Source organism: Kribbella sp. NPDC023855 (genome assembly GCF_040639475.1).
In the GTDB taxonomy this organism is placed as follows: domain Bacteria; phylum Actinomycetota; class Actinomycetes; order Propionibacteriales; family Kribbellaceae; genus Kribbella.
The window spans coordinates 303,877-319,780 of the sequence record NZ_JBFAAA010000001.1 but is presented as its reverse complement, the minus strand read 5'-3'; the positions used below and the strand labels follow the sequence as shown (position 1 = coordinate 319,780).

18 protein-coding genes are annotated in these 15,904 nt (G+C 68.3%); 3 read left to right on the top strand and 15 right to left on the bottom strand.

What is annotated here, in order from left to right; genetic code table 11:
* Positions 1-24: 24 nt before the first annotated feature.
* Together AB0F51_RS01465 and AB0F51_RS01460 are read right to left on the bottom strand one after the other, a co-directional pair.
* On the bottom strand, positions 25-861 hold the full coding sequence (locus AB0F51_RS01465; protein WP_360272308.1) for an SAM-dependent methyltransferase: 837 nt from the start codon (positions 859-861) through the stop codon (positions 25-27).
* A 108-nt stretch (positions 862-969) separates the two neighbouring features.
* Positions 970-1,746 carry a TSUP family transporter gene (locus AB0F51_RS01460; RefSeq protein ID WP_360272304.1) on the bottom strand — a complete coding sequence of 259 codons (777 nt, stop codon included), beginning with the start codon at positions 1,744-1,746 and terminating at the stop codon, positions 970-972.
* Positions 1,747-1,866: 120 nt separating this feature from the next.
* Between AB0F51_RS01460 and AB0F51_RS01455 the strand changes: the two genes are divergently transcribed.
* Both AB0F51_RS01455 and AB0F51_RS01450 read left to right on the top strand, forming a co-directional pair.
* Positions 1,867-2,307 carry a PaaI family thioesterase gene (locus tag AB0F51_RS01455; protein ID WP_360272301.1) on the top strand — a complete coding sequence of 147 codons (441 nt, stop codon included), beginning with the start codon at positions 1,867-1,869 and terminating at the stop codon, positions 2,305-2,307.
* Between the two features lie 47 nt (positions 2,308-2,354).
* On the top strand, positions 2,355-3,176 hold the full coding sequence (locus AB0F51_RS01450; RefSeq protein ID WP_360272298.1) for a MerR family transcriptional regulator: 822 nt from the start codon (positions 2,355-2,357) through the stop codon (positions 3,174-3,176).
* Between the two features lie 440 nt (positions 3,177-3,616).
* On the opposite strand, the gene AB0F51_RS01445 is transcribed toward AB0F51_RS01450, so the two are convergent.
* From AB0F51_RS01445 to AB0F51_RS01405, 9 genes are all read right to left on the bottom strand, one after another.
* Positions 3,617-5,380, bottom strand: coding sequence for a proline--tRNA ligase (locus tag AB0F51_RS01445; RefSeq protein WP_360272295.1), 1,764 nt, complete (start codon positions 5,378-5,380; stop codon positions 3,617-3,619).
* A gap of 122 nt (positions 5,381-5,502) precedes the next feature.
* Positions 5,503-5,874, bottom strand: a complete 372-nt coding sequence (locus AB0F51_RS01440) for a DoxX family protein (RefSeq protein ID WP_360272292.1) — start codon at positions 5,872-5,874, stop codon at positions 5,503-5,505.
* 42 nt (positions 5,875-5,916) lie between these two features.
* Positions 5,917-7,251: a M14 family zinc carboxypeptidase gene (locus tag AB0F51_RS01435; RefSeq protein ID WP_360272290.1), complete on the bottom strand. Its 1,335-nt coding sequence runs from the start codon at positions 7,249-7,251 to the stop codon at positions 5,917-5,919.
* A gap of 87 nt (positions 7,252-7,338) precedes the next feature.
* Complete coding sequence (locus tag AB0F51_RS01430; protein WP_360272288.1) at positions 7,339-8,163, bottom strand: GNAT family N-acetyltransferase; 825 nt, start codon at positions 8,161-8,163, stop codon at positions 7,339-7,341.
* Between the two features lie 28 nt (positions 8,164-8,191).
* Entirely contained in the window at positions 8,192-9,436 is a 1,245-nt protein-coding gene (locus tag AB0F51_RS01425) for an MFS transporter (RefSeq protein WP_360272286.1), read from the bottom strand.
* A 4-nt stretch (positions 9,437-9,440) separates the two neighbouring features.
* Positions 9,441-10,088 (bottom strand): VOC family protein, encoded by a 648-nt coding sequence (locus tag AB0F51_RS01420; RefSeq protein WP_360272283.1) that lies wholly within the window; start codon positions 10,086-10,088, stop codon positions 9,441-9,443.
* The gene (locus AB0F51_RS01415) at positions 10,085-10,249 is read right to left on the bottom strand and encodes a CopG family transcriptional regulator (protein ID WP_360272281.1); all 165 of its coding nucleotides are present in this window, start codon (positions 10,247-10,249) and stop codon (positions 10,085-10,087) included. The genes AB0F51_RS01420 and AB0F51_RS01415 overlap by 4 nt, the downstream gene beginning before the upstream one ends.
* 74 nt (positions 10,250-10,323) lie before the next feature.
* Positions 10,324-10,659 (bottom strand): thioredoxin, encoded by a 336-nt coding sequence (gene trxA / locus AB0F51_RS01410; protein WP_360272278.1) that lies wholly within the window; start codon positions 10,657-10,659, stop codon positions 10,324-10,326.
* Positions 10,656-11,021, bottom strand: a complete 366-nt coding sequence (locus AB0F51_RS01405) for a MerR family transcriptional regulator (RefSeq protein ID WP_360272275.1) — start codon at positions 11,019-11,021, stop codon at positions 10,656-10,658. The genes trxA and AB0F51_RS01405 overlap by 4 nt, the downstream gene beginning before the upstream one ends.
* Positions 11,022-11,085: 64 nt before the next feature.
* Here AB0F51_RS01405 and AB0F51_RS01400 point away from each other — a divergent pair, with 64 nt between their 5' ends.
* Entirely contained in the window at positions 11,086-11,589 is a 504-nt protein-coding gene (locus tag AB0F51_RS01400) for an NUDIX domain-containing protein (RefSeq protein WP_360272272.1), read from the top strand.
* Here AB0F51_RS01400 and AB0F51_RS01395 read toward each other — a convergent pair.
* From AB0F51_RS01395 to dxr, 4 genes are read right to left on the bottom strand one after another with little or no spacing between them, the layout of a single operon-like run.
* Positions 11,582-12,130 (bottom strand): nucleosidase, encoded by a 549-nt coding sequence (locus AB0F51_RS01395; RefSeq protein ID WP_360272269.1) that lies wholly within the window; start codon positions 12,128-12,130, stop codon positions 11,582-11,584. The genes AB0F51_RS01400 and AB0F51_RS01395 overlap by 8 nt on opposite strands.
* Before the next feature lie 24 nt (positions 12,131-12,154).
* Positions 12,155-13,306, bottom strand: coding sequence for a flavodoxin-dependent (E)-4-hydroxy-3-methylbut-2-enyl-diphosphate synthase (gene ispG / locus AB0F51_RS01390; RefSeq protein ID WP_360272266.1), 1,152 nt, complete (start codon positions 13,304-13,306; stop codon positions 12,155-12,157).
* 24 nt (positions 13,307-13,330) lie between these two features.
* On the bottom strand, positions 13,331-14,641 hold the full coding sequence (locus AB0F51_RS01385) for a site-2 protease family protein (RefSeq protein ID WP_360272263.1): 1,311 nt from the start codon (positions 14,639-14,641) through the stop codon (positions 13,331-13,333).
* Positions 14,638-15,876 carry a 1-deoxy-D-xylulose-5-phosphate reductoisomerase gene (gene dxr, locus AB0F51_RS01380; RefSeq protein ID WP_360272260.1) on the bottom strand — a complete coding sequence of 413 codons (1,239 nt, stop codon included), beginning with the start codon at positions 15,874-15,876 and terminating at the stop codon, positions 14,638-14,640. Before dxr ends, AB0F51_RS01385 begins: the two co-directional genes overlap by 4 nt.
* Positions 15,877-15,904: the final 28 nt, after the last annotated feature.

Genomic DNA, 15,904 nt, shown 5'->3' with positions numbered 1-15,904 from the left:
AGCACTGCGGTCAGGGCGCTGCCGTCAGGGCTTCTTGGCGACGCCGACCCACAGGCTGCAGCTGACGTCGGTGAAGATCCGGCGCTCGACCAAGTCCACGGTCTCCTCGTCCGGGTGCCAGCGGTAGGGCACCTCGAGACCCGGCTCGACCATTTCGAGGCCGGTGAAGAACCGCTCGATCTCCTCGCGGCTGCGCACCTGCGCGTCACCACCGTCGGCCTTGTAAACCTGGATCGCCTGCTCCCACATGGCCGGCGCGAAGTCCGGCGTGCAGTGGGAGAAGATCAGGTACGACCCGGGCGCCAGCGCGTCGACGAACTGCTGGACGATCTCGTAGGGCTTCAGCTCGTCCGGCAGGTAGTGGAAGACGCCGACCAGGCTGAGCGCGACCGGCTTGCTCAGGTCGAGCACGGTGCGGACCTCTTCGGAGTCCAGGATCGCCTGGGGGTCCGTGACGTCGGCCTCGAGGTAGGCGGTCTCACCCTGCGGCGAACTGACCAGCAGGGCGCGCGAGTGGGCCAGCACGATCGGGTCGTTGTCGGCGTACACGACACGTGCCTCGGGCACGATCTCCTGCACGACCTCGTGCAGGTTCGGGCTGGTGGGGATGCCGGTGCCGATGTCGAGGAACTGGGTGATGCCGCGCTCGGCGACGAACCGGGCGGCCCGGTGCATCCACATCCGGTTGGATTGGGCCGCGGTCCGGAAGCCCGGGAACGCCTGGAGCAGGTGATCGCCGGCCGCGCGGTCGACCGCGAAGTTCGACTTGCCGCCCAGGAAGTAGTCGTAGACCCGCGCGCTGTGCGGCACGCTGAGGTCAAGCCTGCTGTCGACTCCGGTCTCGTCGGTCTGGTCGCCCATCACTGCTCCTCGAAGATCTGCCCGTGCGATAGGTCGAATCGTAGCGGGCGAGCAACGGTCTGTAGGCGCCACCCGGGCGTTTGATCAGAAGCCGATCAAATCATGGCGTCAGTTCCAGAAGACGTCGTACGCGAGACGGAGGATCAGGGCGCTGACGACGACCAGGAAGATGACCCGGACGAAGCGGCTGCCGCGGGCGACGGCGGTCCGCGCTCCGAGCAGGCCACCGACCATGTTGGCCAGGCCCATGATCAGGCCGAGTCGCCACAGCGGGGCGCCGTGGGCGGCGAAGACGAGGATCGCACCCAGGTTCGTGGCGACGTTGGCGATCTTCGCCTTGGCGCTGGCCCGGAGGAAGTTGTAGCCCATCAGGCCGACCAGCGCGAAGATCAGGAACGAGCCGGTGCCCGGGCCGACCGCGCCGTCGTAGAACCCGATCAGCAGGCCGACCAGGCCGGCGGTGACGTAGTGGGCCCGGCCGTCGAAGCGCAGTACGGTCGCGGAGCCGAGGTCGGGTTTCACCCAGGTGTAGATCGCGACGCCGACCAGCAGGACGAGCACGATCGGCTTGAACCAGGACATCGGGATCTGGGTCGCCACCAACGCACCGCCCGCGGACCCCAGGGCCGCGAGAATGGCCAGTGGAAGCACCGTCCGGCGGTCCGGTCTGACCTTGACGCCGAAGGTGACCGCGCTGGTCGTCGTACCGAAGAGTGAGGAGATCTTGTTGGTGGACAGGATCTGCGCGGGCGAGGCGTTCGGCAGACCGAGCAACATCGCGGGAAGCTGGATCAGCCCACCTCCCCCGACGACGGCATCGACCCAGCCGGCCGCGAAGGCCGCGATCACCAGCAGAACAATGGTCAGAACGGAAACATCAGGCACAGCGGCACCACACACAGGGGGCACAGGGCCGTTGCAGGAGGACGGTCATGACGACCATTGTTCAGTAAGGCCATTGTTCCGCTCTACCCTTACCGGATTCGGCGCCGCTTGGAGGCTCCCGTGGAAGACGTGACACCGCCCATCCAGGAACGGATCAGCTCGAGTTTCGGGCGTCAAGGGCTGATGGCTCACCTGCGTGCGCGACTGAGCCACATCGGGCCGGGGCGCGTGCACATCCAGCTCCCGGCCCGCCCTGAGGTGACCCAGCAACACGGCTACTTCCACGCCGGCGCAACCAGCTCGATCGCCGACAGCGCGGGCGGGTACGCGGCCTTCACCTTGTTCCCTGAGAACAGTTCGGTGCTCACCGTGGAGTTCAAGATCAACCTGCTCGCGCCCGCGGAGGGCGAGCACCTCGAAGCCATCGGCCAGGTCCTGAAGTCTGGCCGCACACTGACCGTCTGCCAGCTGGAAGTCTTCGGCGTACAAGGCGACCAGCGAACTCTGGTCGCCGTCGGCCAGCAAACCGTCATGTGCATCCACAACCGAGCCGACCACTGACCCCCGAGAGTTGACCTTCACACCGCGTCAAGGCTCACCCTGAAGCCATGTTCACCATCGGAGACTTTGCCGCCTTCGGCCGGGTGTCGGCGCGGATGCTGCGGCACTACGACGAGCTCGGGTTGCTCCGGCCGGCTGTCATCGACAGCACCAGCGGCTACCGCTACTACAGCGCCGACCAGCTGAAGCGGCTGAACCGGATCATCGCGCTCAAGGATCTGGGCTTCACCCTGCGGCAGGTCCACGACATCGTCGACGCCAAGATCGGTCCGGAGGAGCTGCGCGGCATGCTGCGTCTCCGCCGGGCAGAGCTCGAGGCGCGGCTGGCCGATGACGCGCTGCGGCTGGACGCCGTCGAGGCGAGGCTCCGCATCATCGAGAGGGAGGGTCACATGTCAACCGACGACGTCGTCCTGAAATCGGTACCGGCGGTCCGGGTCGCCGAGCTGTCTGCCACCGCCGCAAGCTACGACGGGGCGGACATCGGTCCGGTCATCCAGCCCCTGTATGCGCAGGTCTGGGAGCGGATCAACGCCGCCGGGGTGAAACCGGCCGGGCCACCGGTCGCCTACTACGAGAAGACCGAGGGCGACGCGGTGGTCGTCCACGCCGCCGTCACCGTCGACGCGGCCGAGCAGGGCGGCGCCGACTTCCAGGTGCTCGATCTGCCGGAGCTCCCGACGGCCGCCACCATCGTCCACCAAGGCTCGATGGACCGGGCGGACGAGAGCATGCAACAGCTGGCCCGCTGGATCGACGACGGCGGCTACCGCAGCGTCGGCTACGCCCGCGAGGTCTGCCTCGCCTTCGACCCGGACAACCCGGACAACTGGGTGCACGAGTTCCAGATCGAGGTCGCCCGCCCCTGACCAGAAGCTTGCCGAGCCCCGGACCGTCTGAAACGACGGTTCGGGGCATTCGACACGCTACTGACCAGATCGCGCGGAGCGAGGCGCCGATGACACCACCCTCCGGCTGCAAGCCTGCACGAACTGATGCACGACGGTCGTCACCTGCCCGGCGTGCCTTGTGGATCGCCCTGCTCACCGACCCGACCACGTCGCCGGCGAGGGCGAGCAGGCCACTGAGCAACCCAGCACCGCACGCGCGACTCACCGATCCACAACAGCTGCACTCACGGCGCCGGCCGCCTCAACCTCCAGCGTGCCACCGGCACCGGCCTCAGGAGGATGGTTGGAGGCACCGCCACGCGGGCCGGCGCCTCCAGTGCATGGTGGCGCCGCTGCGTGGGCCGGCGCCTCCAGGGTGTGGTGGCGCCGCTGTGTCGGGCGACGCCTCCAGGGGATGGTCAGCTGCGGACGACCGAGACCAGGTGGTCGACGATGTCGGCGACCGGGACGTCGGTGCGGTCGCCGGAGCGGCGGTCCTTGACCTCGATGGTGCCGTCGGCCAGGCCCTTGCCGACGACCGCGATGGTCGGGATGCCAAGCAGCTCGGCGTCCTTGAACTTCACGCCCGGCGACACCTTCTCCCGGTCGTCGTACAGCACCGACAGACCCCGCGACTCCAGCTCGGCGGCGATCGACGCCGCCTTCGCGAACAGCTCAGGATCCTTGCCAGTGGCAACCAAGTGGACATCCGCCGGCGAGATCTCGCGCGGCCAGATCAGCCCCAGCTCGTCGTTGTTGCCCTCGGCGATCGCCGCCACCGCCCGCGTCACGCCGACGCCGTACGACCCCATCGTGACCGTGACGAGCTTGCCGTTCTGGTCCAGCACCTTGAGGTCCAGCGCCTCGGCGTACTTCTTGCCGAGCTGGAAGATGTGGCCCATCTCGATCCCGCGCGCCGTCGCCAGCGGACCCGAACCGTCGGGCGCCTCGTCGCCGTCGCGCACCTCGGCGGCCTGGATCGTGCCGTCGGCGGTGAAGTCGCGGCCGTACACCAGGTTGATCACGTGGTAGCCGGTCTTGTCCGCACCGGTCACCCAGGCGGAACCCTCCGCGACCCGGGGGTCGAGCAGGTACCGGATCTTGGCCGCGTTCTCCGCGCCGAGCACGCCCGGGCCGATGTAACCCTTGGCCAAAGCCGGGTTCTTCTCGAAGTCCGACTCCTCGAACGCGACAACCTCGGCGGGCTCCACCTGCGCACCCAGCCGCTTCTCGTCGATCGCCCGGTCACCCGGTACGCCGATCGCCAGCGGCTCGCGCGTGCCGTCGGGGTGGACGACCATCACCAGCACGTTCTTCAACGTGTCCGCGGCGGTCCACTCGCGACCGTCGGTGCGGGGGTGCTTCGCGTTCAGCGCGTCGACCAGGGTCTCGATGGTCGGCGTGTCCGGCGTGTCGACCACCTCGGCCGCGGGCACGCCCGACGCGTCGACGGGCGGCGCCTGCGGCACCACGACAGCCTCGACGTTGGCCGCGTAGCCACCGGGCGAGCGGACGAAGGTGTCCTCACCGTTCTCGGCGATCGCGAGGAACTCCTCCGACCGCGAGCCACCCATCGCACCGGACATCGCCTTGACGATCACGTAGTCGAAGCCGAGCCGGTCGAAGATCTTGACGTACGCCTCGCGATGCGCCTCGTACGACGCCGCCAGGCCCGCGTCGTCGACGTCGAACGAGTACGAGTCCTTCATCACGAACTCGCGCCCGCGCAGCACGCCGGCCCGCGGCCGCGCCTCGTCGCGGTACTTGTTCTGGATCTGGTAGATCGACAGCGGCAGATCCTTGTACGACGAGTACAGGTCCTTCACCGCGAGGGTAAACATCTCCTCGTGGGTGGGACCGAGCAGCATGTCGGCGCCCTTGCGGTCCTTGAGCCGGAAGATGTTCGGCCCGTACTCCGTCCAGCGGCCGGTCGCCTCGTAGGGCTCGCGGGGCAGCAGCGCCGGGAAGACCAGCTCCTGCGCGCCGATCGCGTCCATCTCCTCGCGGACGATCTTCTCCACGTTCCGCAGCACCTTCAGGCCGAGGGGCAGCCAGGTGTACATGCCGGGTGCGGTACGACGGATGTAGCCGGCCCGGACCAGCAGCCGGTGGCTCGGGACCTCCGCGTCCGCCGGGTCCTCGCGAAGGGTGCGAAGGAACAGCGACGACATGCGCAGTATCACGGGAGTCTCCAAGCAAGTGAACAAGTGGACGAACTACTGACGGCAAAGAGGATATCCGGCCGCGCCCAGTGCTCTCACCACTTTTCCACAGGTCTACCGCCCGACCACGCACCGCAGCGGGGTCAGCGACCCTCGCGGGAGGCCTTCAGCGCGGCCCGGATGAGCGGGATCTGCAGCGGCAGCCGGGCGAAGCCGATCGCCTTCGCCCGCGGCGAGCCCTTGCGGTTCAGATCAAGCGCCATCTGCACATTCGCCGGGAACACGGCCGCCAGCAGACCCGCGCTGAGCAGGCCCGCGGTCCGCCGCGTCCGAGGATGGAGCAGCCCCGCCGCGCAGGCGATCTCAGCCACGCCCGAGGCGTACACCAGCTCCTTCTTGCGCGGCAGCTGCCGCGGCACGATCCGCTCGAACGGCTCCGGCTTCACGAAATGCAGCACCCCCATCACGCCGAACATCACTGCCAGCCCGGTGGTGCTCCTGCTCCGTGTGCTCATGCCGATGACCCTAGCGGATCGTGTTACCCACGGGTAAGGAACCTACGGAAGCTTCCCGTACGGCGTCGCGGCAGCGCGGGCGGCGTACAGGAGAGCGGGCTTCTGCGCCGGCCACAGCGTGTTCGTGAAACAGGTGTACGACGGGAAGAAGCCGGCACAGCTGCCCGAGTCCGGCCCGATCTCGAACGTGTACGACGGCACGCCCCGCGTCCCGTACAGCCAGTCGTCCGTCGCGCCCGGCGCGAAGTACCCGACCCCGGCGTCACCCGTGGTGACCGGGAACCCGTTCAGCGCACCCATCTTCTTGCCCAAAGCAACCAACGCGGCACGATCCGGCGCCGGCGTGTTGGTGTAGCTGTACGGCGCGAGGATGTCGTTGCCGAAACTGTGCAGTGTCAGGAAGACGCCAGTGGTGTCTGCCGCGGCAGGCTCCCCGACCTCACCTTTCGTATCGGGGAAGATCTTCTCCAGCAGGCCTTGTACTGCGATCGTCTCGGGCTCGGACACCGCCTTCGTGCCGGGATAGGTCTCGTCACACGGGCCGCCCTGCTGGACATCCCATTGGAAGTTCGAGTTGCGATTCAGGTCCACACCCGCATCGCCGGCCGGGCAACCGCCGGTCGAGTTGTTGACGTTCTTGCGCTGCATCACCGGTTCGGTCGGATTGGCCGCGACCACGTCGACCCCGTCCGGGTTCGCGATCGGGATCACCCACAACTCCCGGGTCTCCAGCAACGAGGTGATCTCCGGGTCGGTCCCGTACGACGTCACGAGCAGATCGATCCACTGGTACGCGATCTCGCCGGTCGCGATCTCCCGCGCGTGGATCTGCGTGAGCAGGACGAACTTCGGCTTCTTGCCGGTGCTGTCCAGCGCGCAGTCGCCGCTCGTGCGTTTGGTGATGCACAGAGCCTGGATGTCGTGCCCGCCTTGGCCCTTCGTCTTCTTCCACGAGTCGCCGATGTCGTACAGCTTCACCAGGTCGGGGTGGGCAGCCGTCACGGCCGCGTTGTGCTGCTCGTGTGCTGCCGTGGTGTGGTAGCCGCCGTAGTACGTAGTACCGGCTGCATCTGAGGCGGAGTGGAGCACTGGCTGGTAGACGTTGCCGGTCTTGCCGACGACCACGCCGCGATCGCGGAGGCGGTCCACCTCAGCCGGCGTCGCCACAACGGTCGGGCGGGAGCCGTGGCCGTGGCTGATGTCGTAGCCGTCGCGGATCAGGTCGGCGACAGTCAGGCCGGCGGGCAGCTTGAGCGAGTAGTAGGACGGTTTGGGGTTGTCTGCAGACGGCGTGGCGGCCGAGGGGCCAGGGGCAAGACCGGCGACGGCCACAGCGACGGTGGCCAGTGCGGCCAGTGACACAGCAACTCTTCGCATTCACGTTTCCTTCGGCTGGGCGGGGCGGCGCTGCCGATCAGCAAACCTCACCAGTGGTCACTGCAGCATCACAGTGAGCGCTCAGCCTCAGAACAGGATCGTCGCGAAGGTCTCGATGGTCCGGAAACCGACTCGCTCGTACGCCGCCCGCGCGGGCGTGTTGAACGCGTTGACGTAGAGCGTCACCACCGGCGCGATCTGCCGCGCGAGCTCGACGACGGCCGCCATCCCCGGTGCGGCCAGCCCCTGACCACGTCGCTCCGGATCCACCCAGACGCCCTGGATCTGGCAGACGCCGGTCCCGACCGACCCGATCTCGGCCTTGAAGACCACCTTGCCGTCCTCGATCCGCGCGAACGCCCGGCCGGCCCGGATCAGCTCGGCGACCCGCGACCGGTAGAAGGTGCCGTCCGGCCCGGTCTGCGGCGGTACGCCGACCTCCTCGGTGTACATCGCGACGCAGGCCGGGTACAGCACCCCCAGCTCGACCGGCTCGACCTGACGGACCAACGGGTCGGGCGCGATCGCCGGCGCGTCCTCGATCACCATGAACGGCTGGTCGTCGCGGACCTCGCGGGCCGGACCCCACTGCGGCTCGAGCGCCGCCCACAGCTGGTCGACGGCCCGGGCCGGCCCGAGGATCTGGAAGCAGTTGCGGCCACGGCGCAGTGCGTACGCCGCGAACGCGCGCAACGCGGCCTCCCCCGCACCGACCGGCACCATGTTGCCGCCGGCATGACACAGCGCCTCGATCTCGCCCTTCTCGACGTAGCCCCACACCTCGGCACCACGGCGCGGATCGAGCCCGGAGGCCTGCACCAGACTGTCCACGAAGACGTTGATCACCGGATCACGGGCGATGACGGCCCTCGCTGCTGAGAGGTCGCGAGGACCCAGTACCCGTACGCCCACGCCGCAGAACCTAGCCGATTTCGGCCGCTCAAGCGTGCAACGGGTCGTGCGCCGCCGCGATTCGCCGCAACGGCGAGGTCCAGGCGACCCCGACGGCGACGAAGCCGAACGCGCCCATCAGCACCATCGCGGGCCGGACGCCGAGCTGACCGCTGACAGCTCCCGCGACGATCGAGCCGAGCGTCCAGCCGACTCCCCAGGACAACATCCGGCCCGCCGTGTTGACCCGCCCGAGCAGGTGCTCCGGCGTCACCTGCTGGCGATAGGACACGGCGTTGACGATCACGAGCATGTACGCCGAACCCCAGACCAGCAACGCCATCGCGGCCAGCGGCCAGGTCGGCATCAGTGGCGTGATGATGCTCAGGACGGCGGAGACGGGAAGTGCGTAGAGCGTGATCGCCGCCGCGGGCATCCGTCTCACCAACCGAGGCAGAGCGATCGCCGCGATCAGTCCGCCGATCCCCCACGCGCCGAAGACCAGGCCGAACCGCAGCCCCGAAGTACCGACCTCCAGGACGCGGTCGGACCAGACGACCATCAGCGCGACGAACCCGCCGCCCGCGAAGGACTGCAGTGTTCCCACCATCGTCATCGTCCGCACTCCGGCGTGGCCGGCGAGATACCGGACGCCCTCGGCGATGTCTGCGAAGACGACCCGTGCCCGCAACGGCGGCCGGCCGGTCCGCTGCTCCGACATCGCCCGAACGATGCCCCGGATCGCCATCGCCGACGCCACGAAACTCAACGCGTCCAGCGTCAGCAGGGTCGCCGGGCTGAGCACGGCCAGCGCCATCCCGGCCAGCGGCGGTACGAACAGCTCGATCAGACTCGACGCGGTCCACACCGCCGCGTTGGCCTGCGCGACCTGGGCCCGCCCGACGAGGACCGGCAGCGCCCCGAAGTTCGCACCGTCGAAGAACGTGTAGACCGCCTGGACGACGAAGCCGGCCACGAGCACGTGAGCCACTGACAGGATGCCGAGCAGGTGCGCCAGCGGGATCGAGCCGATCACGACGGCGTTGACGAGATCCGCTGCCACCATCACTCGCCGGCGATCCCACCGGTCGGCGAGCGCCCCGGCGAACAACCCGGTGAGCAGATACGGCGCTGCTTCCAGAGCCGTGACCAGCGAGGTCAGGAATGGCGACCCGGTCAACCGGTAGACCAGCACCGGCAAGGCAACGGCAGTCACCATCGATCCGGTGATCGAGAGCGCCCGCGCCTGCCAGTACCGCCGGAAGTCGGCGTCGTCCCGCAGTCGAGTGGTCACGAGCTCATGCCCCGCGCACCCGCACCAACTGACCGTCCGGATCCACCACGGACACCTCGCCGTCGCCCGGCTGCGCGGCGTACCCGGAGGCCGCCAATCGTCCGGCAACCTCGCCTAGATCTTCCGCTGTGGTCAATTCGATCTGTACGTCGAAATCCGTCGCGGCCCGGAATCGCACCGGGCCTACTCCGAGCGTGGTCAGCAGCCGCTCCCAGCCGGCCTGGTCCGAGACGCCGAGTGATGGGGTGACCGACCAGCGCGGGTCCGGGTCGGACTTGTGCAGCTTGTAGCCGTAGAGATCGTCTCTGCGGTCGTCGATCCACAGCTTGGTCCCGTCAGGCCCGCTCGCCGTGAGCACCCGCCCGAAGGCCTCGTCGAAGATGCTCGCATCCTCGTAACCAGCCGCCACTAGCCGGTCTTTCAACTCCTCGATGTCGTCGGCCTCGAACGCCAGCGTGGTCGACCCGGGGTCCGCCCCGGCGTCGCTGCTGGCCGCGTCGTGCAACGCGATCATCCCGCGCCCGGCGACCAGCTCGACCCAGCCTCCTCGCTCCGACTCGATCCGGGACCGCAGCCCCAGCGTCTCCAGGAACGCCCGCATCGCCGGCACGTCGTCGGTGAATCTCAGCGGGCGGATCACGACCTCGTTCATCCTCGCGCCTTTCCGTGCTTGTCCAGGTACGCCGTCAGTGCCTGCTCGACCAGCGCCGACAAGCTCACGCTCTCGTCGATGGCGTGGTGCTTGATCCGGCGGATCAGCTCCGGTGGCAGGTAGACGTTGAACTGCGCCTTCTTGGCGGCTTCTTCGGCCATACCTAGGATGCTAGCAATCTAGCCTCCGGATGAACAAGACCCCCTGGCCAGTGGTGCGGCCAGGGGGCTGTTGGTCAGACTGCGGTCAGGAGGGCGTCGTCGAGTTCCTTGAGCAGCTTGGCCTTCGGGCGGGCGCCGACCACGGACCAGATCAGCTGGCCGTGGTGGAACATCATCAGCGTCGGCAGCGCCATCACGCGGTACTTCGAGGAGATCGCCGGGTTCTCGTCGGAGTTCACCTTCACCACGGTCAGCCGGTCGGCGCGTTCGGCGGCGACCTGCTTCAGGATCGGCACGATCTGGTGGCACGGCGGGCACCACTCCGCCCAGAAGTCCACCAGCACAGGCTTGTCGGCCCCCAGCACCAGTTCGTCGAAGTTCGACTCGTCGGCCACGAGTAGTTCGGTCATACCTTGGTCCTCCAGTTCTCGGCATCGGTCAGGAGGTCGGCGAGTTTCGCCCGCAACTCGGTCAGCTCGGCGATCCACCGGTCGACCTCGGCGATCCGCGTCCGGTACGCCGTCAGCGACGCCGGGCAGACGTCGGCGCGATCGTTGCCGGCCCGCAGGCACTCGATGAACGGGTAGGTCTGCTCCGCGGTGAGCCCGAGCGACAGCAACGCCTTGACCTCCCGCACCACGACCACGTCCTCGGCGCTGTACGTCCGATACCCGTTGGGTTCCCGCCGAGGCTTCAGCAGCCCCTGCGACTCGTAGTACCGGACCGCCTTGATCGTCACTCCGGCCGCGGCCGCCAAGTCACCGATGTGCATCCCGCCTCCTCGTCCCCGACGCTAAACCCTGCCCCCAGGGTCAAGGTCAAGCCAGACTATCCCCATGCACCTCGGCACCTTCTTCCATGACCAAGACCTGGATCTGTCCGGGCCGACCATCGAACGCACCGCGGTCCGCGGAGTGCTCCTCCGCGACCACAAGTTGCTACTCCTCGCCTCCCGGCACGGCGACTACAAGTTCCCCGGAGGCGGCGTCGAGGCGGGTGAGACGCACGCCGCTGCGCTGCAGCGCGAGTACGTCGAGGAATGTGGGTTGCCCGGCGTCGAGGTCGGGGAGGTGCTTGGCGAGACCGTGGAGTACCTGCGCGCCATCGAGCCGGCGTACGAGGTCTTCAAGATGACCTCGCACTACTTCCGCTGCAGCAGCCGGTCGGACCTTGGTGCAGCGCAGCAGCTCGAGGAGTACGAGGCAGAGCTCGAGCTGGAGCCGTGCTGGGTCACCGTCGAGGACGCGCTGCAGGCCAACCGCGCGGTCCTGGCGGGTGGTGTCGGCGTGATGCGGTGGCTGGTGCGGGAGACGCGGGTGCTGGAGCTGCTGGTCAGGTGAGCTCGGCCTGGAGCCATTCGCCGAGGACCCTGGCGCTGGCGTCGACCTGGGCCGGCCAGTCCATCGCGGCTTCGTCGGCCGAGTCCGAGACGTGCTTGACCAGCCGGACCGGTACGCCGAACTGGCGGCAGGCGAACACCACGCCGTACGCCTCCATGTCGACCAAGTGGGCCCGCTCGGCGAGGCGAGCCCTGATGACCGGGTCGGTGACGAACACATCGCCCGACGCGAGCACTGTGCCGTCGCCGCCCTCGACCTGCAAGGACTCCCGCGGATCCAGTCCGAGCGCCCGGATGGCCTCCGCGTTCAGGTCGTGGTTGATCACTTCACTCGGCAGGTAGAGCCCGGTGAGTCCGGCGCGCAGCGCTCCCGTAGTACCGACGTTCAGCACCACCAGGTCCCTGGTGTCCCGCTCCGCCAGCGCCTTGGAGACAGCCACCGCGGCCGCGGTCTTCCCGATCCCCGTCAGCAGCACCGGAATGCCTTCCGGCACGTACTTCGCCTCGGCCCGGAAGGCACTGACCACCAGATACTCCGTCACGCGGCGAGAGTACCCGCCGGCCGATCAGCTGACGGTGACGGTGGGCTCGCCGCCTTCGACGCCTTCGCCCATCTCCTCGGCGATCCGCATCGCCTCTTCGATCAGCGTCTCGACGATCATCGACTCGGGCACCGTCTTGATCACCTCGCCCTTGACGAAGATCTGGCCCTTGCCGTTGCCGGAGGCAACACCGAGGTCGGCCTCGCGGGCCTCGCCCGGACCGTTCACGACGCAGCCCATCACGGCGACCCGCAGCGGCACCTCCATGCCCTCGAGCCCGGCGGTGACCTGCTCGGCCAGCGTGTAGACGTCGACCTGGGCGCGACCGCAGGACGGGCAGGAGACGATCTCCAGCTTGCGCTCCCGCAGGTTCAGCGACTGCAGGATCTGCAGGCCGACCTTGACCTCCTCGACCGGCGGCGCGGACAGCGAGACGCGGATCGTGTCGCCGATGCCCTTGGCCAGCAGGGCGCCGAACGCGACCGACGACTTGATCGTGCCCTGGAACGCCGGGCCGGCCTCGGTGACGCCCAGGTGCAGCGGCCAGTCGCCCCGCTCGGCCAGCATCTCGTAGGCCTTCACCATCACGACCGGGTCGTTGTGCTTGACCGAGATCTTGAAGTCGTGGAAGTCGTGCTCCTCGAACAGCGACGCCTCCCAGACGGCCGACTCGACCAGCGCCTCGGGGGTCGCCTTGCCGTACTTCTTCAGCAGCCGGGGGTCCAGCGAGCCCGCGTTGACGCCGATCCGGATCGAGGTGCCGTGGTCCTTCGCGGCGGCCGCGATCTCCTTGACCTGGTCGTCGAACTTGCGGATGTTGCCCGGGTTGACCCGGACCGCCGCGCAGCCGGCCTCGATCGCGGCGAACACGTACTTCGGCTGGAAGTGGATGTCGGCGATCACCGGGATCTGCGAGTGCTGCGCGATCTCGGCCAGCGCGTCGGCGTCGTCCTGGGACGGGCAGGCCACCCGGACGATGTCACAGCCGGCCGCGGTGAGTTCCGCGATCTGCTGCAGCGTCGTGTTGACGTCCGAGGTCAGCGTCGTGGTCATCGACTGCACAGAGATCGGAGCGTCGCCACCGACCAGCACCTTGCCCACCTTGATCTGGCGGGTCTTGCGGCGCGGGGCGAGGGTCGGCGGAGGCAGCGCGGGCATGCCCAGGGAGATGCTCATTTTTCCTTTGTCCGTTGGAGTTTCTTAGCCGTTGAAGAGCTTGATCGGGTTCACGATGTCGGCGATGACGAGCAGCACGCCCATCACCACGATGACACTGGCCGCCACATAGGCGATCGGGAGCAGCTTGGCCACGTCGACGTAGCCGGGATCGGGCCGGCCGAACAGCTTCGCGAACCCGCGCCGGATGCCCTCCCAGATCGCGCCGACCATGTGGCCGCCGTCCAGGGGCAGCAGCGGGATGAAGTTGAACAGCGCCAGGAAGAGGTTCAGCGAGGCGAGCAGCAGGACCAGTGACGAGCCCTTCTGGCCGACGGTCAGGTCGCTGGACGCCACCTCGCCGGCCACCCGGCTGGCGCCGACGATGCTCATCGGGCTGTCCTGCTCGCGCTCGCCGCCGACGATCGCCTTGGCCACGCCGACCAGCTTCTCCGGGAAGCGGCCGAGCGCCTGGACGGTGCCGACGGTCATCTCGCCCATCTTGTTGACGACGAAGCCGAAGTCCTGCCGAACCACCTTCTGCTCGGGTGAGACGCCGAGGAAGCCGACCGAGACGAACTTGTCCGAGCCGGGCTTCTCCACCACCTGGTTGACGATGGTGTTGGTGGTCAGCGTCTGCTGCCGGCCCTCGCGCTCGACCACGATGGTGGCCGGCTTGTCGGTGTTGGCGCGGATCAGCGGGGTCAGGTCGTCCCAGCTGTCGATCGGGGTGCCGTTGAAGGACAGGATCTTGTCGCCGACCTTGAACCCGGCGGCCTTCGCCGGCGACTCCTTGTCCGTCGGCTCGCACTTGCGGTCGGGCTTGGCCGCCTCCGAGGCGGGGATCACACAGTCGGTGACGGTGGCGACGGTGGTCTGCGCGACGCTGAAGCCGTACAGCATGAACAGACCGCTGAACAGCACGAACGCGATCGCGACGTTCACCAGCGGTCCGGACGCCATCACGATCAGCTTCTTCCACCACACCTTCTGGTAGAACAGCCGGCCGTCGTCGCCGGGCTGGATCGTCTCGTACTCCGCGGAACGCGCGTTCTCCACCATCGACTGGATCGGACCCGTGTTGGCCTTGCGCACCTTGGTCGGGTCCTGGCCCTTGGCCGGCGGCAGCATCCCGATGATCCGGACGAAGCCACCCGCCGGGATCGCCTTGATCCCGTACTCCGTCTCGCCGCGCTTGAACGACCAGACGGTCTTGCCGAAGCCGACGAAGAACTGGGTGACCTTCATGCCGAACGCCTTCGCGGGCAGCATGTGACCCATCTCATGCAGGCCGACCGAGACCAGGATGCCGATGACGAACAGCACCACGCCGATGAAAGTGAGGAGTGCGCTCATACCTTGGTGATCTCCTGGCCCTGGTCGTTCGTCGGGTCGTCGGTGGTGCCGGTCAGCTCGCGGGCCCGGACCCGGGCCCAGGCGTCCGCGGCGAGTACGTCGTCGATGGACAGTTCCACATACGAGGGTACGTCGTGCTCGGTCACGATCCGGGCCACGGTGTCGACGATCCCCAGGAACGGCAGCCGCCCGCTGCGGAACGCCTCGACGCAGACCTCGTTCGCCGCGTTCAGGACGGCCGGAGCCGTACCGCCCCGCTCCCCCGCCTCGCGGGCCAGCTGGACCGCCGGGAAGGCCTCGTCGTCGAGCGGCTCGAACTCCCACGAGGACGCCTTGGTCCAGTCGCAGCCCGGCGCAGCGTCCGGTATGCGTTCGGGCCAGCCGAGGGCGAGCGCGATCGGCAACCGCATGTCGGGCGGCGACGCCTGGGCCACGGTGGAGCCGTCGACGAACTCGACCATCGAGTGAACGATCGACTGCGGGTGCACGACCACCTCGATCCGGTCCATCGGCAGCCCGTAGAGCAGGTGCGCCTCGATCACCTCGAGGCCCTTGTTGATCAGGTTCGCCGAGTTGATCGTGATCACCGGACCCATGTCCCAGGTCGGGTGGTTGGCTGCCTGCTCAGGAGTCACGTCGGCCATCTCGGCCCGGCTCCAGCCGCGGAAGGGTCCGCCACTCGCGGTCACCACCAGGCGGCGTACCTCGTCGGCCGTGCCGCTGCGCAGGCACTGGGCGATGGCACTGTGCTCGGAATCGACCGGCACGATCTGGCCCGGCTTCACCCGCTTCACCACGAGTGGACCACCGATGACCAGCGACTCCTTGTTGGCCAGCGCGAGCGTAGTACCGGCGTCGAGGGCGGCCAGGGTCGGTTGCAGGCCGACGGATCCGGTGATGCCGTTGAGGACGACGTCGCAGGCCATCCCCGCCAGCTCGGTCGAGGCGTCCGGACCGGTGACGATCTTGGGGATCCGGAACTGGCCCTGGGCATAGCCGCGCTTCTGCGCCTCGGCATAGAAGGCCAGCTGCAGGTCCTGCGCGGTGGTGGCCTTCGCGACGCCGACCACCTCGACCTCGAACTCCAGCGCCTGCTGCGCGAGCAACGCGACGTTGTCCCCACCCGCGGACAGCGCGAGCACCCGGAACCGGTCGCGGTTCCGGCCGATCAGCTCGAGCGCTTGGGTCCCGACCGAGCCGGTCGAACCGAGGATGACGACGGTGCGTTGATTCACGCCGCCTATTGTCACAGGTCGTGGACCC